Source organism: Neobacillus sp. DFD-2R, assembly GCF_057747865.1.
On record NZ_CM173228.1, the window covers coordinates 5059569 to 5083724 of the forward strand.

Annotated in this window: 19 protein-coding genes, 1 pseudogene and 1 riboswitch; of the genes and pseudogenes, 7 read left to right on the forward strand and 13 right to left on the reverse strand. The window is 39.1% G+C overall.

Going from position 1 to position 24156, the window contains the following annotated elements:
* Nucleotides 1–322: 322 nt before the first annotated feature.
* From AC3ANV_RS25400 to AC3ANV_RS25440, 9 genes and pseudogenes are all read right to left on the reverse strand, one after another.
* Complete coding sequence (locus tag AC3ANV_RS25400; RefSeq protein ID WP_488311354.1) at nt 323–1915, reverse strand: response regulator; 1593 nt, start codon at nt 1913–1915, stop codon at nt 323–325.
* On the reverse strand, nt 1908–3374 hold the full coding sequence (locus AC3ANV_RS25405; RefSeq protein ID WP_488311355.1) for a sensor histidine kinase: 1467 nt from the start codon (nt 3372–3374) through the stop codon (nt 1908–1910). Before AC3ANV_RS25405 ends, AC3ANV_RS25400 begins: the two co-directional genes overlap by 8 nt.
* Complete coding sequence (locus AC3ANV_RS25410) at nt 3371–4372, reverse strand: sugar-binding protein (RefSeq protein WP_488311356.1); 1002 nt, start codon at nt 4370–4372, stop codon at nt 3371–3373. Before AC3ANV_RS25410 ends, AC3ANV_RS25405 begins: the two co-directional genes overlap by 4 nt.
* 209 nt (nt 4373–4581) lie before the next feature.
* On the reverse strand, nt 4582–6531 hold the full coding sequence (locus tag AC3ANV_RS25415) for a beta-galactosidase (RefSeq protein ID WP_488311357.1): 1950 nt from the start codon (nt 6529–6531) through the stop codon (nt 4582–4584).
* 706 nt (nt 6532–7237) lie between these two features.
* Nucleotides 7238–7612, reverse strand: a pseudogene (locus AC3ANV_RS25420) (biotin synthase BioB); the annotation flags it as partial.
* A 5-nt stretch (nt 7613–7617) separates the two neighbouring features.
* Nucleotides 7618–8061: a flavodoxin domain-containing protein gene (locus tag AC3ANV_RS25425; protein ID WP_488311358.1), complete on the reverse strand. Its 444-nt coding sequence runs from the start codon at nt 8059–8061 to the stop codon at nt 7618–7620.
* A gap of 2 nt (nt 8062–8063) precedes the next feature.
* Nucleotides 8064–9113 carry a ribonucleotide-diphosphate reductase subunit beta gene (locus AC3ANV_RS25430; RefSeq protein WP_488311359.1) on the reverse strand — a complete coding sequence of 350 codons (1050 nt, stop codon included), beginning with the start codon at nt 9111–9113 and terminating at the stop codon, nt 8064–8066.
* Between the two features lie 21 nt (nt 9114–9134).
* Nucleotides 9135–11420, reverse strand: a complete 2286-nt coding sequence (locus AC3ANV_RS25435) for a ribonucleoside-diphosphate reductase subunit alpha (protein WP_488311360.1) — start codon at nt 11418–11420, stop codon at nt 9135–9137.
* A 142-nt stretch (nt 11421–11562) separates the two neighbouring features.
* A riboswitch (cobalamin riboswitch) is annotated at nt 11563–11762 on the reverse strand.
* 118 nt (nt 11763–11880) lie between these two features.
* Nucleotides 11881–13500, reverse strand: coding sequence for a M20/M25/M40 family metallo-hydrolase (locus AC3ANV_RS25440; protein ID WP_488311361.1), 1620 nt, complete (start codon nt 13498–13500; stop codon nt 11881–11883).
* 215 nt (nt 13501–13715) lie between these two features.
* On the opposite strand from AC3ANV_RS25440, the gene AC3ANV_RS25445 reads away from it, so the two are divergent.
* The 4 genes from AC3ANV_RS25445 to ytaF all read left to right on the forward strand — a co-directional run bounded on the left by AC3ANV_RS25445 (nt 13716) and on the right by ytaF (nt 17560).
* Nucleotides 13716–15059, forward strand: a complete 1344-nt coding sequence (locus AC3ANV_RS25445; protein ID WP_488311362.1) for a UDP-glucose dehydrogenase family protein — start codon at nt 13716–13718, stop codon at nt 15057–15059.
* A 13-nt stretch (nt 15060–15072) separates the two neighbouring features.
* Nucleotides 15073–15606 carry a phosphatase PAP2 family protein gene (locus AC3ANV_RS25450; protein ID WP_488311363.1) on the forward strand — a complete coding sequence of 178 codons (534 nt, stop codon included), beginning with the start codon at nt 15073–15075 and terminating at the stop codon, nt 15604–15606.
* Between the two features lie 24 nt (nt 15607–15630).
* Nucleotides 15631–16773: a glycosyltransferase family 4 protein gene (locus AC3ANV_RS25455; RefSeq protein WP_488311364.1), complete on the forward strand. Its 1143-nt coding sequence runs from the start codon at nt 15631–15633 to the stop codon at nt 16771–16773.
* A 157-nt stretch (nt 16774–16930) separates the two neighbouring features.
* Nucleotides 16931–17560 carry a sporulation membrane protein YtaF gene (gene ytaF, locus AC3ANV_RS25460; RefSeq protein WP_488311365.1) on the forward strand — a complete coding sequence of 210 codons (630 nt, stop codon included), beginning with the start codon at nt 16931–16933 and terminating at the stop codon, nt 17558–17560.
* 124 nt (nt 17561–17684) lie between these two features.
* Here the strand turns inward: ytaF and AC3ANV_RS25465 are convergent, their stop codons facing one another.
* The gene (locus tag AC3ANV_RS25465; RefSeq protein ID WP_488311366.1) at nt 17685–17870 is read right to left on the reverse strand and encodes a hypothetical protein; all 186 of its coding nucleotides are present in this window, start codon (nt 17868–17870) and stop codon (nt 17685–17687) included.
* Between the two features lie 229 nt (nt 17871–18099).
* Here AC3ANV_RS25465 and AC3ANV_RS25470 point away from each other — a divergent pair, with 229 nt between their 5' ends.
* Nucleotides 18100–18636: a ribonuclease H-like YkuK family protein gene (locus AC3ANV_RS25470; protein WP_488311367.1), complete on the forward strand. Its 537-nt coding sequence runs from the start codon at nt 18100–18102 to the stop codon at nt 18634–18636.
* A gap of 188 nt (nt 18637–18824) precedes the next feature.
* On the opposite strand, the gene AC3ANV_RS25475 is transcribed toward AC3ANV_RS25470, so the two are convergent.
* From AC3ANV_RS25475 to AC3ANV_RS25485, 3 genes are all read right to left on the reverse strand, one after another.
* Nucleotides 18825–20285 (reverse strand): PAS domain-containing sensor histidine kinase, encoded by a 1461-nt coding sequence (locus AC3ANV_RS25475; protein ID WP_488311368.1) that lies wholly within the window; start codon nt 20283–20285, stop codon nt 18825–18827.
* 526 nt (nt 20286–20811) lie between these two features.
* Complete coding sequence (gene aroD, locus AC3ANV_RS25480; protein ID WP_488311369.1) at nt 20812–21576, reverse strand: type I 3-dehydroquinate dehydratase; 765 nt, start codon at nt 21574–21576, stop codon at nt 20812–20814.
* Between the two features lie 147 nt (nt 21577–21723).
* Nucleotides 21724–22224 (reverse strand): shikimate kinase, encoded by a 501-nt coding sequence (locus tag AC3ANV_RS25485; RefSeq protein WP_488314337.1) that lies wholly within the window; start codon nt 22222–22224, stop codon nt 21724–21726.
* A 263-nt stretch (nt 22225–22487) separates the two neighbouring features.
* Here AC3ANV_RS25485 and cidR point away from each other — a divergent pair, with 263 nt between their 5' ends.
* Nucleotides 22488–23369: a cidABC operon transcriptional activator CidR gene (gene cidR / locus AC3ANV_RS25490; protein WP_488311370.1), complete on the forward strand. Its 882-nt coding sequence runs from the start codon at nt 22488–22490 to the stop codon at nt 23367–23369.
* 268 nt (nt 23370–23637) lie between these two features.
* Nucleotides 23638–24156 carry an acyl-CoA thioesterase gene (locus tag AC3ANV_RS25495; protein ID WP_488311371.1) on the forward strand — a complete coding sequence of 173 codons (519 nt, stop codon included), beginning with the start codon at nt 23638–23640 and terminating at the stop codon, nt 24154–24156.

A 24156-nucleotide genomic window follows, 5' to 3' on the forward strand; every position in this document is an offset into this window, starting at 1 on the left:
CATCATTCTCCTTTTTCTATTTACTAAAATTTTGGAACCAGTTTCAGAAAAGTTTTTACCTCCCTGTCGTGTAACCCCTTACATTTATGTTAGCACGGGCGGAATTTTTCACATAGTTCAAACCAATAGCATTAAATTGTGATTTTCTAGATTATTTTGCAAACGATTACAATTAAAAGCGGAAGCGCCTTTCTCAGGGGCTTATGACCCCGATCCCCTATGCGCTGGAGCTAGACAGTTATCAAATTTCATTTCAAAAAAAAAAGGCCAATCCGCTAAGCTAAGCGATTTGGCCTTTTAAATATAGTTCATCCATCTATTATTAAGTTGCCTTACGAAACTCTGTTGGCGATAGTCCTGTAAGCTTTTTAAACACCCGGCTAAAATAATTTGGATCGTTGTAGCCGATGGAAAAGCAGATTTCTTTCAAGCTCTTGGCCTGGTCCTCCATTTGAGCTTTTGCATGCTTTATCCTGATTTCCGTCAAGTAATCAATAAATGTCATACCAAAACGGTCTTTAAATAATTTGCTGAAGTAAAACGGACTTAGCTCAACATATTCGGCTACTGATTCCAATGTAATCGAATCGGCATAATGATTTTCAATATACTCTTTTGCCTTGTGCAGCATTCCTTTGGCGTGGTTATTTCTCCAGATCTGTACCTGTTGGACGACCTGCATTAAATGAGCTTTGCCCGTTTCTAATATAGAAGTAATACCGTCAGACTCATCGAAAGCAGGTGTTCGTTCATACTGAACGCCTAATTCATGGAGCATCCTTGAGATAAGAACAAATAATTCATCGAATGATTTTTTCACAAAATGAGCGTCAATATTCTTGTTAGCTGCCTGCCCTGTAATAAACGACTCGATTAAAAACAATACCTGATTGACATCCCCCTTACGAACCGCATCTAACAGCTTTTTCTCGACTTCAAGGATACTCGATTTTGTGGGGTGTGTTATTTCCGCAGCCACTTGCCCTTGCTTCACGCCAAATAAAAACTTCTGCTTTGGAGTCATAGAGAGTTTCTGAAGGGCCAATACTGCTTCATGATAGGATTTGTTCAGCTCATGTGCATGGTTATAGGGGTGACCCACTCCAACCCTTAAATCAGCATGGAATGTCTCTTTTTGGAAAAGGGTATTTATATTCTCGATGATCGTCTGTGCATATGATTTAAAATGGACTTTTTCTGCCGTTTTTTTGCATAGGAACAACACTGGGACTTGAGCGTCAGTTATCGGCCCAATCATAATTTCTTGCTTTTTAACAGTAGCTTTAAGAGTATCCTTAAGCCAAGCGTACCAATCAAGTTTGTCACTTGTGGATAGTTCAGAGTTCCCTTTAGGCTGCATGGAAAAAAGCATAATATAACCTGAAGTAATTTCTACACCAAGCAACTGGCCCCATTCTTCAAAGGTAATATCTTGAACTTGATTGATCAGCAAGGAATAAACCCATTCTTTTTGGGCGATAGAAACAGCTCGATTTAAGTTTTCCTTTAAGCTTTGCTGCTCCTCAAGCTGTTTCCGCTCCTCCTTGATCTCGAAGGAAACACGCCCGACAGCCTCGAGAATATCTTGTTTTCTGCTTGGTTTTAAAATGTATTCCTTGACCCCCTGCTGCATAACTTCCTTGGCATATTCAAAAGTATTAAAGGCAGAAACCATAATAATTCTGATCGAGGAATCGATTTGTTTAATCTCTTTCACGGCTTGAACTCCGTCAATTCCAGGCATTTTAATATCCATAAAAATGATATCCGGCCGATGTTCCTTAGCCATCTCAATCGCCTTTCTTCCATTGGCCGCCTCCCCAATGATCATTACGTCCTTGATTCCATTTGTGATTATTTTTGCTAATCCTTTTCGCTCGAGGACTTCATCATCAACAATTAGAATTTTAAGCAAGCTCTCTCCCTCCTTCCGCCATGTTGGGGATAATCAATCTAAAACTAGTCCCTTTTTCCAATTCTGATTCAATTTCCACAATGTCGCTCCGATGGTAAAAAAGCTGCAGTCTCTTTATTACATTTTTCACACCAATGCCAGTGGAATGGCCATTTGACTTTTCCGGTTCAAACACTTCCTCTGTTTCAATTCCAGACGCATATTCCTGCAATTTTTTTTTAGTGATGGCATCCATTCCGAGTCCGTTATCATTCACTTCCACATAAATCCATCCCTTTTGCCGGTAAATATTCAGGCTGATGACGGCATTTTCCTCATAGGACTCGACCCCATGAATGAAGGCATTTTCAACTAACGGCTGAAGAATTAAACTAGGGATTTCAATATCCAAACAATCATCCTCAATGTCAGTAATGAACTGAATCCGCTCTCCAAATCTTGTTTGTTGGATAAAAAAATACTCTTTCACGACCCTTACTTCATCTCTTAATGTTGACGCTTTATTTAAATCACCGAGATTGTAACGAAGTAATGCCGCAACAGATTCAATTAAACTCGATGTATGTTCAGCATCCTCCAAATAGGCCATTTTTGAAACGGTATTTAAGGTGTTAAATAGAAAATGGGGATTGATCTGATTTTGCAAACTCCTTAACTCTAATTCTTTTAAAAGCTTATCCAATTCTGATTTTTGTTTGATTTCTGTTACCAATTGCCTGATATTCGTGCGCATTTGGTTAAAGGTTTCCGTTAATAGCTTTAATTCATCATTTGTCGTAATTTTAATATCTTCTCCCGATAAATTTCCCTTGGCAATCTGTTTTGCTGCTGCCGACAACCGGCTAATTGGCTTTGTAATCCCGCCGGAAATCCATAACGCCAGCAAGGTACTAAGGAAAAAAGTAGCCGCAAATAGGGAGATGGACATTAATTTATAATAATGGTTTTGCAATTCGATTTGACTATAAAATTTTTGATAGTCGGTCAGTTTATTATTTAACAGTGAAAGTGTACTTTCTTGGAGGAATGAGGCTATTTTTAATACTTCATTATAATGATTTGAATAAAGATTAATATCGTCTTTCTGAAAGGATTGAATCGCCGCATCGCATTCCTCCAAAAAACTATCAATCATGTTCTTATAATTAACAATTGTAATATCATTGGTGTTTATTTCTTCATAAAGTTTTTGTTGATCCGCGACCAGCTTTAATCTTTCCTTGTCATATTCTTCAAGATACCGTTCTTCCTTATCTAAAATATACGCATGGAGCTTTTCGGTAATAAGATTGGTTCTTTGCGAGATATCATTAAGCAACAGGAAGCGTTGAAAGCTATTATCGTATTCAACCATCAGTTTTTCACTGCTGTTGTAAAAAAAGATTCCGATCGATGTTAGCAAAACAACGAGTACCATAAAGTAAATAAGCAGCTTGGATCTTATCCGGAGTAACTTCATTGGCTCACCTGCTTTCCACCTTTAGGTAACAAAAGTAAATCTCCTATTCTCATAATCTCTGTTTTCGTATGAACAATTGGAGTAACCTTTTTCCCCTCCATAAGCGAAACCATCATTTTTACAGCTCCGTATCCCATCTCATATGGCTGCTGGACAACAGTTGCCTTAATGATTCCCTGGCGAATGTAGGAAATCGTTTCAGGAAGTGTATCGAATCCAATAATATAAACTTTATCTTGTTTTTGAGACTTTTTAACCACTTGTGCAATACCGATCCCATCGAGTGCACTTGTCCCGAAAAAAGCATTAACCTCAGGATGATCCTGAAGGATTTGGTAGGCTTTTTCTGCCGCTTTTACCCTGCTAATTCCGGATTCCTGCACCGTAATAATACGAATCCTTTTTTCATTTTTCACTGCATCCTGAAAACCCTTTACCCGTTGGATCTGATGGTTGGCATAAAAATTGCCTGTAATAATGGCGACATTCGTTTTTCCAAATGTATCTGCAACAAGCGCCCTTCCAGCCAAATATCCGGAATAATAATTATCCGTTCCAATGTAAGCGATCCGTTTACTTGTTTGTGCGTCTGTATCAACGGTAATGACAGGGATTCCCTTCCCTATGACTTTGTTAATTAACGGTGTAAATTGCTCATCACTTAACCCCTGTGTGAAAATCCCATCCACTTTGGAGGCAGCTGACATCTCAATTGTTTTTAAGTGGTCATCAATATTCGCCTGCTTTGGCCCCGCATATTCAAGCATGACACCATATTTTTCAGCAGCTTCTTTTGCCCCCTTTTCAACAAGCCTCCAATATTCATTATCAAGTTCCTCAGTAACGAGTACAAAGTGATAGCGGTAGTTCTCTACGGTTCTTTTATCAGCCGGCAGGTTATGGTTAAAAACCTTATATCCATAGAAAATTGCGAACGAGCAGCTTACAAGAAAAAGAAGAGTCCCGACTGTATATGCCATGATGGATAATTTGCTCATAATACATCTCCTATCCCTTGAGGTTGAAAAATAGGTAAATCCTGATTAATTCAAAGCAACTCTTAATTTTCTAATTATTAGATAGTACCAATTTACCATGAAAGCGTTTTATGTGTAAATTGTCGAAAAAAGAAAAATCACGAAAAAAGATCGTTAGTCTTATTCTTCTGCTACGGGACTGAGCCGGACTGTCTTAATTAGGTAGCAAATTAAATTTCCTTTACAATTTTACTTTCAAAGGGTTTTATTACTGTTCCATTTAATTGTTTTTCTTCACTTGTGTGATTCATAATAAAATAGTAATTTTCACCCTTATCGGAACGTCGGTAGACCTCCAGCCCCTGCTCGGTGGAGAGGTGCCAAATATTTTTATTTTTTAAGATATTCTCTGCCAGACTGTTCAAACTTTCTTCATCCGCACCGCATCCTACATAGTAAACAGACCCCTGACCATAAAGGTTTCTCGTAATCGCAGCCGTTTGGCCAAACAACTCATCCTCATAGCGATACAACACTTCTGCAGTCGTTGGCTCGACAAGATCTCTCCAAACGGTTGCATGTCCAACCTTCGCGATCCCCTCTTCCTTCAAAGACTTAATCGTGACAGGATAAAATAATGATTCACTGTCATGGATTTCAATTCCTGTCAATTCTTTTACATATCCGGGGGACGTCAATTGGAAATGAATATTATTATGTTTATCCTTGATTCCTGTTCGGAAAGAGAAAACCACTGTTCCCCCTTTTTTAGCAAATGCCTCAAAGCGTTCCGCCAAATCCTTTTCAATCATCTGTAGACAAGGAACTATCACAATGTCATAAGAGGAAAAATCCCTTGTCACCGGGATGACGTCGATTTGAACATTAAAAGAATAAAATGGTTTATAAAGTCTTAGAAGCTCTGCTTTGAAATCAAAATCTTTGTTTTGCGGCTGAAATCTCCAGGACCAGATATTATCATAATCATATAGAATGGCGACCCGCGGCTGAATGGAGGATTGAATCATTTTTTCATGCGGGCGAATCTCGCTAAACAGCTGCTGAACCTCACGATATTTTCTCCCTGTTGAATTATCATGATCAATGATTCCGTAACAAAATTGCTCTGCCCCTTTGTTCATTCCCCGCCAGCGGAAATACAGCATGTTGGTGCAACCATGCGCAAATGCCTGATAGCTCCACATTTTTGCCTCGTTAGGCCTTGGCAAATAACCAATCACATTATGGCCCTGCATGCCCATTATTTCTTCAACAATCCAGAAGTGCCGGTTTTTTAAACCGCGGTTAAAATCCAGGCTCATGGCTGTTTCCGCCGGATGTACAGGTTTTTCTAAGCCGCCCCAAACCGGATAATTATCATAAGAAACGAAATCCATATCACCGACATTTTCTTCATGGTCAAACCATTTTGAAAAAAATCCGCCCGAGACGTTCGTCGTTACCTGTTGATAGCTTCCTTTATGGGCGCGAACGATATCCGTCATTTCTTTTGCAAAAGAATTTAGAGAATAAGAACGGAAGCGGGCCCAATCAAGCAGTAAGCTTGGATTATGCTGTGTAATCGTTTTCTTCGGAATGGGAATTTCCTGAAATTCGTTATAGGTTTGGCCCCAGAAAATCGTTCCATACTTCTCGTTTAAAGCACTAATATCTTTGTATATTCGGGAAAGGAACTCCCGGAACCTTTCATGACATTTGCTGCAATGGCACATGTCACTGCCTTCGTGACCAAATTCATTATCGATTTGCCAGGCGATAATCGTTTCTTCCTTTTGATAATGCTCTACTAGTTTACGGGTGATGGCGCCCGCGTATAGTCGGTATGTATCTGAATTAAAGCAATACTGTCTACGGCCGCCAAAGCCGCGAACAGTTCCATCTTCGTATTCACTCAGGATAGAGGGATGCTTTTTTGCCAACCAGGCCGGAAAGGTAGCCGTAGGCGTTCCAAACATTATCTTCATATCAAATTGCTTTGCTTTTTCAATAACCATGTCAAAAAAGGAGAAATTGAATTTCCCTTCTTCCTTCTCCATCAGATGCCAAGCAAATTCTCCTATTCGAATCATATTGGCACCCATTTTTTTCATTCTTTTAAAATCTTCATCAATCATTTCAATTGGCCAATGCTCAGGATAGTAATCAACACCAAGAAACATTATTCTAATCCTCCTATTTTCTTTAGATTTGATAAACTTAGTAAATTCCGATTCTTCTATAGAAAATAGTACTATCATTTATGTAAATCTATCTACAAGAAAACGGAACTATTACAAAAATACCCCTGCGAACTGCCACATCTACGGTAATTCCTCCATTTTTTTATGCTGTACCGCAATAGGTGTTATTCTCAAAGCGCTTTACCGCTTAAAAAAAATTGACTTTATTCGCCTAGTGCTTTAATGCAATAATTGATTTCAACTAATGCAGTTGTGACAAACGGTGTAGAGATTGCACCGAATAACTTTGTTCCTCCGGGGAGCCCCTATTGATACACAAAGTAAGGCCAATTCCCTTACGGATGTACCAACAGATAGTAAAGAATTTGCCCATGAAGTCCAGTGAGTAAACCGGGAATTCTCCGCTTCTTATCATTTACTTTTCGGAAAAGGCCGTTGTTCCTGTGGATTTGCCTATGCTTAAACTTAAAGTAGGATTAAAACCAGTGGAAAGAAGAGGCACCGCTTTTAGGGTGAAACTTTTAAAGCTTCTTGACCCGAAACGCGTTTCATAAAAAATGCTACTATTGTAACAACCCTGTTGGCGTTATCAGGAGGCTGAGTGTAACAACAAGGCTTTATGAACAAAGTTGACAGGAACCACCCCTATACCGGATGGTTCCTGTCACTTCGTTTGCTACGATCTTCAGCAATTCACGTTCTCAGAATGATTAACAAAATCAATTTCAAATCCCAGGTCTTCTAACATTTGATGGTCTTTTGAACTTTCTTGACCTTCTGTAGTTAAGTAATCTCCAACGAAAATGGAATTAGCCGGATAAAGCCCCAGTGCCTGTAAACTGCGCAGGTTCACTTCTCTTCCACCTGAAATCCTGATTTCTTTTGTAGGGTTAATATAGCGCATCAGGCAGAGCACCTTTAAGCAATATCTCGGGTTAAATTCATTGACCCCTTCAAGCAAGGTACCGTCAATGGCGTGTAGAAAATTGACCGGAATGGAATCGGCATCTAACATTTTCAGGCTTCTTGACATATCTATTACATCCTGCTTTGTTTCTTTCGGAATCAGTTTTGGTTGTCTAAACGCTTAATTATGGAATCGACAAATTTTCGGCAACGTTTCAGATCCTGCAGCTGTGGCGTTAGTTCTATTTTTAGAGTAACAGCTAATTGGGTTTGGACAAAAAGCATGTCCCTGAATTTGTCGACTGCCCCGCAAAAGTTGGGATAGAATTGGTCTCCCGTTCCGACCACGCCTGTTACGACATTTTTTACCTCTTGAACTTCAAATGCATTGTACAAGGGTTGCATTTCATCTGGGATATCTCCGTCCCCCCAAGTGTAGGTTCCAATAACAACTGCATCATATCGTGCCAGTTTTTCCAAAGGGAAATCGGCGACCCGTATAGCAGTGACTTCCATATTATACATTCGCAACAATTCTTTTAGGATATAGATAAGTTCCTCCGTATTCCCCGTTATCGATGAGTAGACGAGAGCAATTTTCATCGCTATAGCTCATCGAACCCATTTGACTGAGTTACCTTTGAATAAGTTCGCGATTTTTGCTCGAAGAAATCCGACTTGGTTCCGTTCAGCATTTCATCGCTAAACACATGAATCCATGGCATCGGGTTTTCCCGATCGACAGGGAACAAATTTTTCAAACCAAGCTGCCGAAAGCGTTTGTTGGCCAGATATTCTACATACCCATCGAATTCTTCCAAGTCAATTCCTTTAATATCTTTTAAAATAAAATGAGCCCACTCTTTTTCAAGATCCACCGCCTGACTAATCGTCCGATAGATATAGTCAATGTTTTCCTCTGTATTAAGCTCAGAGTTTTCTGTTAACAAAATCCGAATAAACTGGGCAATGAAGTACGCATGCTGCATCTCATCGCGCTGGATATAACTGATCATCGTGCTCGTCTTCAGCATTTTTTGCTGGCGGGCAAGATGATAGAAAAAGGCAAACCCGGCATAAAAATAAATCCCCTCAAGATTGATCGAATTCACTGCTAATTTAAATAGATTTAACGGTGTTGGATTCCTCCTGAAACCTTCATAGGCGTCTAAAATGAGTTGATTCCGTTTCCGGACGATCGGGTCATTTTTCGCTTGGTCGAATCGTTTCTTCTGTTCATCCAATGGTACGAGTGAACTCAAAATATACGAATAGGATTCATTGTGAACCGCTTCCTGTTGTGCAATGACCGCAAATATCGCCTTAAAGCTTGAATCCGTCACATAATCCATCACCTGAGTCATCGTTGGTGTTTGCAGACTATCAAGAGAGGCCAATTGGGTATTCAAGCGCAGGAAAACATCTTGCTCAACCGGACTAAGATACTCCCATTGCTTGAGATCATCCTGCATATTAATCTCCTGTGCCTTCCAAAAATTTGATAACAGTGTTTGATAAAGGTCATACATCTGTGGATAGGCAATATCATTCCAATTCAACAGCCCGGAGGATTCTCCGTTAATGACACCTGTTGATTTATTTGGGAATTCCGGGTTAAGAAGTTTTATTTTTACTAGCGTTGCGTTTTTATTCATAAAATGGTTCCTCCCTAAAATTTAGCTATGGCAAGCTTCGCATTCGTTAATTTCTTCTTGGGATGTGCTCCTGACATAGTAAGTCGTTTTCATCCCCTGTCTCCATGCTTCAAGATGAAGATTTAGCAATTCCTTTGCTTTAATCGTATGGCGGACATACAGGTTAAAACTGATCGACTGGTCAATATGGCGCTGCCGTGCCGCGTTTTGCCGAATGCTCCATTGCTGGTCCAGTTCATGGCGCGACCGTCGGTAATATGGGTACGTCACATGATCCAAATCAGGAGCAGTTACCTTAAACTTAAAGTTTTTCTTTTCCTCTGCATATTCCACCGAATAAATTGGATCAATTCCATCTGTTGAACCGCCAATCTTAGCCGTCGATGAGTTTGGGGCTATCGCCATTAGCCAACCGTTACGCATTCCGTGGTTCCCTACCTCTTCTTTCAAACTGATCCAACGGTTAGAAAGGTATTTTTTCCGCTCAAAATACACACCTGTTTCCCATTCCGACCCTTTGAAATGGAGATAAGAACCTTTTTCCTTAGCCAGTTCCATTGAAGCTCTGATGGTGTGATACGCAATTTCTTCATAAAGCTCATCTGCAAAGCTTACCGCTTCCTCAGACTCCCAGTGAATTTTTTGAAGCGCAAGAAGATGGTGCCAGCCATACGTTCCAAGTCCGATGGCCCGAAATTTTTTATTTGTTATTTGGGCCTGTCCCACAGAAATCGTATTTAAATCAATCACATTATCGAGCATTCTTACCTGAATCCGAATCACGCGTTCTAACACATTAGCAGGCACTGCTTTTGCCAGATTAATTGAAGAAAGATTACAAACGACGAAATTACCCGGTTTACGAACGATGACGATGTTTCCGTCGGCATCTTCATACTCCTTGATGATCGTCGTCGCCGACATATTTTGGGCAATTTCTGTACATAAATTACTGCAATAAACGGCCGTTCGACCTTCCGCTAACAAATGCTTATTCGGATTTTGCCGGTTTACTTCGTCCCGATAGAACATATAAGGCGTCCCTGTTTCTAACTGTGCCACCATGATTCGTGCCATAATATCCATCGCCCTGTAGGTCTTTCGCGGCAGAAGCGGGTTACGGACTGCTTCTTCGTATTTTTCTGTAAAATATAACTGTCCTTTTTCATCGTAAAAATCCTCTAAGCCAAGCGGATTGCCTTGGTCATCTTTCCAGCCCATGATCTGTTTTACCTGATGGGGGCAAAACGTGTGCCACTCGCCAATACTTCTTCCGTCAGCATCGACTTCCTGAAGCTTTTTCATAAAAAGATCGGGAATTGCGACACCTGTGAAAATATCGTGTGCTTTGCGGCGCTCGTCCCCATTATTGGTTTTTAAATCGAGGAAGCCGTTCATGATATCCTTGTGAAAAATATCGAGGTATACTGCGACGGCTCCTTGCCGCTGTCCAAGCTGGTCGACACTGACGGCTGTATCATTAATTAACCGTATCCAAGGGACAACTCCCGAAGAATTTCCTTTAAATTTTTTAATATCAGACCCAAGGGCGCGGACTTTTCCAAAATAAATGCCAATCCCCCCGCCATCCTTACTTAATCTGGCAATATCCCAATTATTTAAATATATGCCATCAAGTGAATCATCAACGGTATCAATAAAGCAGGACGATAACTGGCCAAAGCTTTTTCCTGCATTTGATAATGTTGGAGTGGCGACCGTCATATAAAGATTACTTAATGCCCAATAAGCTTCTTTTACAAGCTTGACGCGTTTTGACGGCTGTTCATTTTGCATCATTGTCATCGCTATGATCATAAATCGTTCTTGAGGAAGCTCATATAAATTCCCGTCATGGTCCTTTGCTAGATACCTATCGGCGAGTAAGAATAACCCGATGTAATTAAATAAGTAATCCCGCTCTTGGTTGATTTCTTTCCCAAGCAGGGTAATTTCTTCAGTGGTGTAGGAATCTTGTAGATTGGTTGAGTAGATCCCTTTTGCTGTTAAGGATTGAATCAGTTCATTGAAATCACCATAGTTTAAGGACCGGGAATAGCCTCTGTTTCCGGCAGCCTCGGTATATAACTCATTGAGATACAAACGGGCAGCGACAAACGTCCAGTCAGGCTGATCCATGGCAATTTGGTTTAATGCATACAATAATGCCTGTTGGTTAGGATCACTATCTGAATTCAGGGCTCTTATTTTTCGTATCAGCTCATCCGCATCGAGTTTAAATTGTTCCGTAGATTGATAGATAGCTTCTAAGACATCATATAGTTCTGATTGAATTTGGGTTTTCATGCAAAAATTCCTCCCTTTTTTAACAAAAAAAAAAAATCCGCCCAATAGAACTTGAGCGGATAAAACGATAACAGTATAAGGTATGGGAAAACCCATCAATTCCTTAATTGCCATCGTTCATCTTCCCAATCCCCGAAGAAGTGAAACATCTCAAGTTATGACAGGTCTCCTGACTTATGCATCATCCTACTCTGAGCCCTTCCCGTATAAGTACCTATTCTCATAAGCTTCCTTATATAGTGGTCTTGCTCATTTCGTCTGCATTTACAGTTGCGGGGGCAGTTCCGGGTTCTCACCGGATTCCCTTTTAAGCCTAATGGCATCCTAACTCAAGGCAAACACAATATATAGTTGTATTCTATTTGATTAAAAACAATATCTAGTACTATTAAATAGTAAAGTAACCATTATATTTTTTCAAGTATTTTTACCCCTAAAAAAACTGACTCGTTATACCGAATCAGTTTTTGACCGTCTTACCTATTATCATCTTAATCATTCCCTCAACCAAAGACGGGACTTCCTCAAAGGCACTTTTAATATGAAGGCGTTCGGTTCGCTTGTGGGCATCCTTGCCAAATGGCCCGACATTTAAAACAGGTGCCTTCAATTTTTTCATCGCATCGAACGGAATACTATAGCTTTCACCCCAAACAGGAGTATTCGCTTTGAATACCGTCCAGCCTTCTCCATCCTCTTGGTAATTCACATAGCTTAAGTCACAGATTCCATTGAAATAATGAATTTGTTGTATCGGCAAGCCAAATTCATGAAGGCCCTGCTGTTTTAAATAATCCACACATTGTGAAACAAGTTTATCATCAGATGAATTGACCGGCGGATAATATGGCGGTGCAAAAAGCAAGACGATTGATGGGGCAAGCTCTTGGCATTGAATCATGAGAGCATCGGCAAGCCGTAACGATTTTTCACGGTCATCCCATTCGTTGTTTGCCTGAATTGCTCTTTTGGTCCCTTCGATAAATTCTTTGCCCAACTTTTTTCTTGCGTACGCTAATAACTCATCATATTGCACTACTTTTACTTCGCCAACCGGTTTCACGGACTGCTCGTCACAGACCTTCTTATATTCCAGATTGCATTTCCGAACGGCATCTGCAGCGTTTTTTTCAAAAATCTCCATAATTTCCGCTGCGCTCCTCTTCATTAAAAACACATTATAAAGAGCAGCAGAACGGTATGGTGTTTGTGCAGAGTATCCTACTTTTAAATCTTTTTGCTGAAGGGTTACCGGGAGCGGGGTTGTCTCCCCTAACACCGTTTCTTGGAAACTTGAATTCCACTCCATTCTCCGGGTCAAAAAAGAAGCGATATAAGGTGCTGAGATTCCACTAAGCGGCTCGCCAACATGTGTTTCTTTCCCGTAAAAAAGGGCTGATGGCATAATCTTGCCGATTGTTCCCGAATATACATAAAATTTAAGGTCGCCGGGTTCTTGGGTAAATACAGGCTCCCCGTTCAAAAAGAGTTTGTACTTGAGACCGTATTTTTCCCTGGTTTCCACTAATTTCGTGACTGCCGCTCTCATTCCGGTGGAGTTAACCTCCTCATCAGGAACAGTCAGCAAAAGGAGATTCAGCGGCCACTGCTCTACTGCGGCTTTTTCGATTAAGCTCATATGCATGACGAGCCCCATCTTCATATCCATCGTGCCCCGGCCGAATAAATATTCACCGGATTTTAAATCCCGCTGAACATCTTCCGGTAACTCTTCGATTCTTCCATGAAGCAATTTTGTCAGTTCCTCCGGTTGATAAGCAAATGCCTCAAGATCACCATATTCTTCGGTATTTACCGTATCAAAATGACTGATGAGGACGATGGTTTCTTTCGCTTCGGGATGTTTATATAATGCGGTTAAAAATTTGCGGCCAAGATCGGCATCATGAAGCCCCAAGTAGTTAGGATTCTCCTGAAAAAATGCCAACTCCTGAAGCTTAGCTTGCAATCTAAAAGGAAATTCACGCTCCCCGTCTGTTAAGGTCATGCTTTTCCAGCTCACCACTTCGCACAATAACTCCCTAATAGCTTTCGGTGTTCCCCAATTTAGCTGAATCATTACAGTGACTCCCTTTTATTTGATGAATTGTTGGACATACACTTTAATAATATGTTTCCGAAATTCTATTAACAAGTTTTAAAAATTTTACTCTAAAAAACGAACTAAATAATCTGCCAAAATACAAACTCTTTACACTCTTTTAACACTGGGTTTAGAAAAGATTCTCATTTCTTTAATACAATGATAGTAACTAAATCTATTGGAGGGATTGGATGAAGATTACCGTTGCCGGAGCAGGATATGTAGGATTGGTCACTAGTGCTTGTTTAGCTGAAATAGGCCATCAAGTGACATGCATAGACATTCAAAAAGAGAAAATTGACATGCTTCAAAACGGACGCTCACCAATTTATGAGCCTGGGCTTGAATCTCTTTTGGAAAAAAATCTAGGTAATGGAAAGCTGCACTTTACAGTGAATCCTCTTCAAGCCTATTCAGATGCGGAAATCATTTTTATTGCAGTCGGAACACCCGAAAATGCGGATGGATCAGTTGATCTAAAATACATCCATGTGGTTTCACACACAATCGCTCATTATATCAAAAATGATGTGATTGTCAGTACAAAAAGCACGGTTCCAGTCGGTACGAACGATCTAATTGACGAAATCATTCACAGCCGCAAACCTCCAAATCTCCGAGTAGAAGTGGTAGCCAATCCGGAATTTCTCCGGGAAGGCTCTGCGGTCATTGATTTTTTTCAGGGAGACCGGATCGTGATTGGCACCGACAATCCTGAAGCTGCTTCCACTATGGAACAACTTTATCTTCCATTGAAAATCCCGATAATGAAAACGGATATCAAAAGTGCAGAAATGATTAAATATGCTTCCAATGCATTTTTAGCCACAAAGATTAGCTTTATTAATGAAATTGCCAACCTTTGTGAAAAAATTGGCGCTAATATTGAAGAAGTCGCCTATGGAATTGGTCAGGATAAACGGATTGGCCATCATTTTCTTAAAGCAGGGATAGGATATGGCGGCTCTTGTTTTCCTAAAGATACAAAAGCACTTGTACAGCTTGCCGGAAATTTGGAGCATCCATTTGAATTACTCGATGCGGTAATACAAGTGAACAGTCGACAACGTTCACATCTTGTTTTTAAAGCAAAGGAAACGATAGGTTCGTTAAAAGATAAAAAAGTGGCTCTGCTCGGTCTTGCATTCAAACCGGATACCGATGATGTTCGAGGGTCCGCCTCTTTAACGATTGTCAAAGAATTGCTCAATGAAGGCGCCCTGGTCAGGGCTTATGATCCAATTGCTATTCCAAATGCAGAAAGGCTCTTAGGGGACACAATTGAGTACGCTTACGATATTCGCTTTGCGCTTCAAGATGCCGATCTCGCGATTATTGCCACAGAGTGGGAACAAATCAAGCATGTCCCCTTGGAGGTATATCGGACTTTTATGAAAATCCCGATTGTGATCGATGGGCGCAATTGTTATCCACTCGAAAAGATTCAAAAGTATCCAATTACTTATATTTCAATAGGACGGCCTGCCGTTAATAAAGCTCGACATTATGATGAACTCCGAATGAATAATTTTTAAAGGGGAAGCGACTATGATAAGGATGATAAATGTATTTTATGGCTTCGAATGCCGATTATTGCAGAAGGTAAATCGCCATTTTGATAAAAAGCTGTTAAATCTTTTTTTCCGCTCAGTCACACACTTAGGAGGAGCAAGATTTACGATTGCTGTCACTTTCCTTCTCCTTTTCTTATCGCCAAGGGGTGCCATAAGATTGACTGTAATTTCCAGTGCCCTTGCTTTAACGGCCAGTCATATTCCTGTCCATTTTGTTAAGCAGCTTTTTCCAAGAAAAAGACCCTATTTAATACTGGAAAAAACGAAGTTCCCGGCAAATCCATTACAGGACCATTCATTTCCTTCGGGCCATACAACGGCGATTTTTTCCGTTGTGGTGCCATATGTTTTATTCATTCCGCAGCTTTCTTATGTCTTGATACCTTTAGGGCTTTTTGTTGGGTTATCCAGAATATACTTGGGTCTTCACTATCCTTCAGACGTAATCGCCGGCACAATTCTTGGAACATGTACCGGTATGCTATGCTTTTATATTTTATGTATTTGAAAAATAAAAGTTAGGAGGGAAGATATGAAAATAGCGATTTTCACTGATACCTTTTACCCGGATATCAACGGGGTGGCCCGCACTCTTAAACGTTTTAGCCATTATTTAGATGCGCAGAACATCTCCTTTAAAATTTTTGCACCGGATTCTTTTTCGAGCGATACTGAGTCCGGTCATATTCACCGTTTCAAAAGCCTTTCCTTTTTTTTATATCCTGAATGCCGCCTCGCTTTTCCGAACCTAAACAATATCAAATCAGAATTACAAAATTTCACTCCGGATTTGATTCACGTTGCTACGCCGTTTAACATCGGTCTTTGCGGCGTGTATTTTGCCAAAAAATTAAATATCCCGCTCGTCGGCTCCTATCACACCGATTTCGATCATTATTTACAATACTACGATCTTCAATTTCTTTCTAAAATCCTCTGGAAATACATGAAATGGTTCCATCGTTCCTGTGAAAAATTATTCGTTCCCTCCAATGAAACATTAGAACAACTTAAACAGCGCGGATTTGCTAATCTGGAGGTTTGGTCAAGAGGGGTTGATTGCCGGACTTTTCACCCTTTTTATGATAAAGAAGCTGTTCGAAAGCAATACGGAGTTTCAAAAAAACACATCCTAACCTATGTTGGCAGATTAGCACCTGAAAAAGATATTCACACTCTCCTTGCTGTTGCAAAATCCATGCCGCCTGAAATGAATGAAAACATTCACTGGTTAGTAATTGGCGATGGTCCTTTACGTGAACAACTTCAAAAAGAAGCACCACTAAACATGAGTTTTACAGGATACTTAAAAGAAGATCAATTAGCAGAAGTTTATTCGGCATCAGATCTATTCGTTTTCCCATCAGCTTCTGAAACGTTTGGCAATGTAATCCTTGAAGCTCTGGCCAGTGGCATACCTGTCATTGGCGCTAATGCAGGAGGAGTTAAAAATATAGTTAAACCCGGGGTGAATGGGTACCTGTGCGAACCGGGTAATGTACAGGAATTTGCAGGGGCCATCCTAAAGCTGCTAAGCAATGAAAGCTTACGAAAGCAAATGGGCTGGGAAGGAAGAAATTATGCTTTAGCGCAAAAATGGGATAGAATTTTTGAAACTTTACTTTGGCATTATACTGCCGTTATCGAAGAGCTTGAATTAGAAAAATATGCATGACTGCCAAGTCACATTCCTTGAGCCTTAATAAAGAGAAAACGACTACCTTACTTTTTCTTGGTAGTCGTTTTCTCTTTCTTTTTCTTTTTCTTTGCCGGCACTTTCAGGCCCATTTTGCATACAAATAGAAAATAATGCTTCCTAGGAGGATCTGAACATGCATTGGTTAACAATATTGCTAATAGGTGTCGCTGCAAACCTTGACAACTTAGGGATCAGTGTCTCATATGGATTAAAATCAACACGTATCCCCTTTGTTTCCAATATAGTTATTGCTGTCATTTCCATGCTCTGTGCCTATATTTCCATTACGGCAGGTGAATATATATCACAATTTATCTCGTTAACAATTGCTAACTACGCAGGCGGTTTGTTAATTATTTTTCTTGGAGGAAAATGTATTGTTGAATCGCTCTTCCCTAAACCTTTACCTGAGCCTGTGCCAGAGCCTGAGCCGGTTCCTGTTAAGGTTGATTCTAACTTTACAAAGGTTATTTCTCAACCGGCTTTAGCTGATATTAATGAGGATAAAGTGATTTCCTTTAAGGAATCATGTTTATTAGGCCTTGCACTAGCAATGAATTGTTTAGCGATGGGTTTAGGAGCCGGTTTCACTGGAATTTCTCCAATTTTAACAACAATCGCAATCGGTGTTTTCTCCCTAATTTCCATCTTTTTCGGGATAAAAATCGGCAGCAAAATCAGTGACAACCGAATAGGAAAATACTCCAACATCATCGCCGGAGTCATCCTTATCCTTATCGGTATATATGAAATCATTGTTTAAAACCTATGGTGCCCGACACCATCAAAAGACACCTGTCCGCAGAACACGGACATTCGTTGAAGGGTGCCAAGTCCGTGAAGTTGATGGCAAAAAAAATTCCTAAGGATATCCTAGGAATTTTTTTTTATCTTTTATTTATGACGGCAATTTTTGCAGACTTTAATTGTTTGGTTTGTTTCCGTTTTATGTGGATACAATAGCTTAATTCTTGTCCTTCCGCACAAAGGGCAGGTTCCTCTTCCATTTGAAGGCAAGTAGCTAATGGTTTTTCCACGATTCCTCTTTGCCATTTCCATCCATCCTTATTCATATAATTCCTGTTTCTCTATCTAATGATGGACGCCAATAAATATTGATAGGCAAATGATTCTTTTTTTTAACATTGTGCTCCGGTCCACAGCGCTTTATCTCTTCAGTCTCCTGCACGCTAATAAATCGTGTGCCATAAGATATTATCAAGAGCCCTAAAAAATAGTTTAATAATTCCATCATTATTTTCATATATATTAAATAGGACAGGAAAGATGTGGTGCTTCCTTATGAAAAAATATCAACTTCATGACTACTTGTTTCAAAACCTTCAGGAAAATAATATGACGTTTGAGCGAGTCTTTGAGCATATCATTACGTTTATGAAATTAAATCCCAGCGGCAATTATCGCTTAATGGTTGGAACAGATTCACAAGTTCATAAATCCTATACCGTTTTTATTACTGGAATTGTGATTCAAAACGAAGGGAAAGGAGTTTGGGCGTGTATAAGAAAAGTGATCATATCAAGAAAAATGACGCAGCTGCACGAGCGAATTTCTCTTGAATTATCATTAACCGAAGCAATTGTTTCGATGTTTACCGAGGAAAGAAAAAATCAATTGATCAATATTATTCTACCTTATCTGTATAATGGAGCTACATTTTCTATGGAAGGTCATATCGACATTGGAGCCGGAAAACGAAATAAAACTAGTGAGTTTGTGAAAGAAATGGTTACACGAATGGAATCAATGGGTGTTGAACCGAAAATAAAACCTGATGCTTTCGTAGCTTCAAGCTATGCTAATCGCTATACAAAATAGTTTAGTTATTTATGATGATATAAACCGACTCCCTCACAAAAAAACCGCTTATTCCAATATCCCTCCTATTCCCATTTATCAATAGATCCCTGGTAACGCATTAACGCGATGGGAGACTGTCCTTCGATATGGTAATGCACTATCTTCCCATCGCTTTAACGTACCAAAATGTGAAGTCCAGTCCCCGGTTAGATATAGTATAATTCTACTTTTACTGTTGTACCTTTGCCTATGTGGCTTTCTATTTTCATTGTGCCGTTGTGTTCTTGAATGATTTTATTACTGACAGTTAGACCAAGCCCGATTCCTTTATCCTTTGTTGTATAAAACGGTGTCCCTAAAAACCTTAATAAGTCCGTTTCGATACCGGTTCCTTCATCAATAAAGCTAATCATCACTTTTTTATCTTCCCTTTTTTCTACATCTATATGGACATTTCCTCCGTTAGGCATAGATTCTATCGCATTTTTGAGAAAGTTTACAAAGACTTGTTTTAGTTGATTTGGGCTGCAAAGCAGTTCAATATCGTCTTTTTCGAATATGCTATTAATTTGGACATTATGTAACAGGGCTTGCGGATGCAGGACATTAACCGTGCTGGCTAAGATTGAAATTAAGTTTTCACGTTCATATTGAATAGCTTGAGGTTTCGCCAATGACATAAATTCATTTACAATTATGTCAATTCGATCTAATTCGTCCATTATAATTGATAAATAGTGATCCTGTTTCTTTTTGTGAGTTGTTTTTTTTAATAGTTTCGAAAATCCTTTTAAAGAAGTTAGCGGATTCCGAATTTCATGGGCTACACCCGCTGCTAACTGGCCAATGATGGAAAGCCTGTCTAAATTACGGAGGGCCTCATCATTTTTAATCCGTTCTGTAATATTTCTCCCAACCGTGACAAACGAATCGATTTCTTTTTGGTCATTATAAATGGGAGAAACACTAAACTCAGCAAAAATAACATCGTTTTCAATTGTTTTTATTTTTTTTTGAAATAATTGCGGTTCTCCTGTATCCAACAGTTTTTGCAAGGTTTTTTTATAGGTTTCTACTTCTTCGGGAAAGAAAAATTCATGCAGGTCCCTGCCTATAAATTCCTCAGGAGGTATCCCCACCACTTTTTCATATGAAGGAGATGCATAAATGATTTTTTTGTCCTTCGTAAAAACCTTAATCATATCTGTAGTGTTTTCCGTAATTAATTTGTACAGTTTACGTGTCCTTTTTAATTCTCTTTCCAAGTTTACAAATTTTGTTATATCGCGAAAAATAGCAATTACAGCAATAATTTCTCCGCTTGAATTTCGAAAGGGGGAATAGGAAACAGCAATATCCAGGATGCTGCCGTTTTTATGAAATCGTTGGGTAATCAAATCGGTAAAGGTTTTTCCATTTTTGACTTGATTGATTGTTTCTACAGCTGTTTCCAGATGGGCCAACTCATCAATTCGTTTTCCGATTAAATCTTCTTCTGAATAGCCGAAAATCTTTGTATACATATGGTTTATTCGAATAATCCGATTTTCTATATCTATAATTGCAAATCCGTCCGCCGTACAATCAAGAAATAAATCAATTAATTCATCAGGATTATATAATTCAGTTTCAATTTCATCTCCAAAAATCGGAAAATTTTTCGACATAGAAATCTCCCCAAACAAAATTATCATTACCTATTATTTTACTGAATTTCACGGTAAAGGAAAGAATTTTTTCAGACTGCTGTATTAATACAGCAGGGGTCAGTCAACCGCTGCAAACAGGAATAATGCAAGGGGGACTGTCCCCGGCGCCTCACTATTAATGCGCTAAGTTTCAGTCCCCCATAAAGGTTTTCTTATTCAAGTTCATTGGTTAGGTTTTTTCTTAGTTTACCGACTAGTGAGTATAGTACTGGAACAAAGACTAGTGTTAATAGTGTCGATGTTGTTAGCCCCCAATCACGGCTTAATTATGTATCGCCCCCTCTCCATAATTATAACCAAAAAGGTGCCTGTCACCATCGAAAGACACTTCGCCAAAAGTGTCCTTCTGCGGCGCTCAGATAAATAAACAAAGGACCAAAATGGAAAATAGAGAAATGACCCAAGGTATAAGAAATAGTGACAGGCACCGTCCAAGGACATTTGTCCACGTACGGTGCCTGTCACCTTCATCATTTGTATTCGATTATAAATTAGTGTGTAAAAGGTCTAAAACCTTTCGTAGTTCCGTAACGCCCACTTGGCCAGGTGCGGATGCTTTCTTTGCCGCCCCAAAGGTCAGTGCAGAACCAAACACCTCGCCTGCCAAACGACTGATGACCCCTTTGCCGGCCATGGACATGGTAATGATGGGGCGGTCAGCATACTGTTCATTCATCGTATTGGTTGCATCCAACAGAATCAGCACGTCTGAAGTACTTGTTGGCATTACCGCAATTTTGGGCAAGTCTCCTCCCAATTCCTGTGCCTTCCTTAGCCTTGAAACAATTTCATCTTTTGCAGGTGTTTTGTCAAAATCATGGTTAGATATAATGACAAACACGTTGTTTGCATGCGCTGCTTCAATCAGTGCTTTTACATCATTTTCATCGTTAAATAACTCAACATCGATAATATCCACCAAACCTGTTTCGACTACGAATTTGTTTAATTCAACATAAAATGCCGTGCTTACTTCCTTCTCTCCGCCTTCTTTCGCACTGCGGAACGTAAATACAAGCGGCGTGTCCGGTAGAATCGCACGAATCTCAGCAAGCGCCTGCTTTACTTTCGTGATATCCTCTACATCTTCAAAAAAATCAACGCGCCATTCAACCACATCAAAGTCTGCTGTTTTTAGAAATGCTGCTTCTTCTATCAATTGTTCAGCCGTTTCACTCACCATTGGGACACAAATTTTCGGAGGTCCTTCTCCAATGGTGATGCCTTTAACTATAACTGTTTTTTTCATCCCGCTGCACTCCTTCTTCATTCTTGAATATAAGTCCGGAAAACTAAAATGTCTAATTAAACAGCTGAATTATTAATCTGCAAATTATCAAATAAAGAACCAATCATTCTACAAAATGTAGTGACAATTGGTCCTTCACAATAAAGATTAATTTGATTCATATAATTCCCAAGCCAATTTTAACGATTCGACAATATAATCGGCTACTTCTTCGACATCGTGATTGTCCGTTTCCACTTTTGAGTGATGTACGGAGTAAATTTCCTGTCTTTTATAAAATAGCTCTTCTATTTCTTCAGGAGACTTCCCTTGAAGGACGGGACGGCTATCAATAATGAGGCTGATTCGATCCTTCCAGCTCTCCCAGGATAAATCCAAGAAAAAAACAATACACGAAGAAAGGCATACATTCCTAATTTCTTCTTGTAAAAATGCTCCGCCTCCAACCGAAATAATCTGAAGCTTTTGGTTACATATCTTCGTTATCACGCTTTTTTCCTTTTCACGAAAAGCTTTTTCACCAATTTTATTAAATATTTGTGACACGGGCATATTGAATTCTCTCTCTATTACTTCATCAATATCAATAAAATCCCGGTAAAGCTTTTTGGCAACAAGCTTTCCGATAGTTGTTTTTCCAACACCCATAAATCCAATAAAAACGATACTTTTTTCTTTTAAAGGTACTGCATGATTTGGCAAACTAATTCAATCCCCCTTAAAAATAAAAAACGAACAAAACTACTTTTTCATTATTATATTCCTTCATTAAGTAGAAACACAATTTATTTTATTAGGAAGGGTATCTTTTAGAAATTGACTGAACCATAATAAAATAACCTTTTGTATGTTACTTTAATATAGATGTAGCTTAATTTTTTCATAAAAACTAACCAAGAAGGTGTTCGATATTGGATATCAAACATTTACAATATTTTATTGAGGTGGCAAAATCTAATAGTTTTTCGCGCGCAGCAGACCACTTATTTATCACGCAGCCGACCATTAGTAAAATGATTAAAAACCTGGAGGAGGAGGTGGGAGTTGCTCTTTTTGACCGCTCCAGAAAGCAATTAACCTTAACAGATGCAGGCCGGATTATTTTGGAGCAAGCAAAGTTAATTGATAAAGCCTTTATTAATTTAGAAACGGAATTAGACAATCTTTTTGGGTTAAAAAAGGGGCATATTCGAATTGGATTGCCTCCCATATTCGATGCATATTACTTTCTTAAAATAATGGGACGCTTTCATGAAAAATATCCCGGAATTACTTTTCAATTATTGGAAGACGGTTCAAAAAAAATAGAAGAGGAGGTTAGCAACAACCTTCTTGATGTAGGTGTCGTTGTTCTTCCGACCCAAAATAACAATTTTGAGTATTTCTCATTTTTAGAAGAAGACTTTAAACTAATCCTTCATCCATCACACCCTTTAGCAAAAAGGGACGAAGTCAGCTTAGAAGAATTGAAAAATGAGTCTTTTATATTGTTTAATAAGGACTTTGTCTTAAACGACCGGATCATCTTTTCTTGTAACAGCGTTGGTTTTACTCCTCATGTTATCTCTGAAAGTTCCCAATGGTCTTTTATACAAGAGATGGTGGCTTCAAAACTTGGTGTTTCCCTTTTGCCTGAAAGTATTTGCAGTCATCTAAATAAACATGTAGTACCTGTAAAAGTAATAAACCCTTCCATCCGCTGGAACCTCGCCATTATTTGGGAGAAAAATCAATACCTTTCCTATGCGGCCAAAGAATGGCTGCAGTTCACAAAAGAACAGCTCAAATGTTGATAAGTCTAATTCCGGCAAAAATTCCTTAAAATTATTTTTACTAAACTTGGTTAAACGGCTCCTTCAACGTGGAGCCGTTTCTTTTTTATTATATATATATTGCATAATTGAAAGCATTTACATAGATAAAAGCTATACTACAGATGAAATTTAACCATTTTACTTACCAAACAAAGCGGCGTACACTTATTTCAGGCAAGAAAAACCTTTTAATAATGTGGATATAGTATTTTTTGTCTAGAATCCCAACATGAAAGGAAGCAACTTAATGAAAGCAAAAAAAGCGAAAGAAAGCCGCATTATTAATACTGCTCAAGTATTATCCTGCGATTTAAATAACTATAATACACTGTTTGGCGGAGTTTTAATGAAAAAGCTTGATGACGCCGCAACCTTATCAGCACGGAGGCATTCCAGAGTGAAAGAATGTGTAACGGCATCTACAGATTCAATCGATTTCTTATGCCCTATTCATCAAACGGATTCAGTCTGCGTCGAATCATTTGTCACATATACAGGGAAAACCTCTATGGAAATTTTTTGTAAAGTTATCGCCGAAGATATTATGGACGGAGAGCGCCGAATTGCTGCCACGGCATTTTTGACTTTTGTAGCGTTAGATGAAAAGAAACGTCCGGTTGAAGTTCCAAGCATTATTCCAGAATCAGAAGAAGAAAAATTTCTATACGATACAGGGAAAGAAAGAGCAGAAATGCGCAAATTAAGAAGACAGAAAAGTAAAGAATTAGCTGAATATATTTCAGTGAAAAAACCCTGGGATAAATAA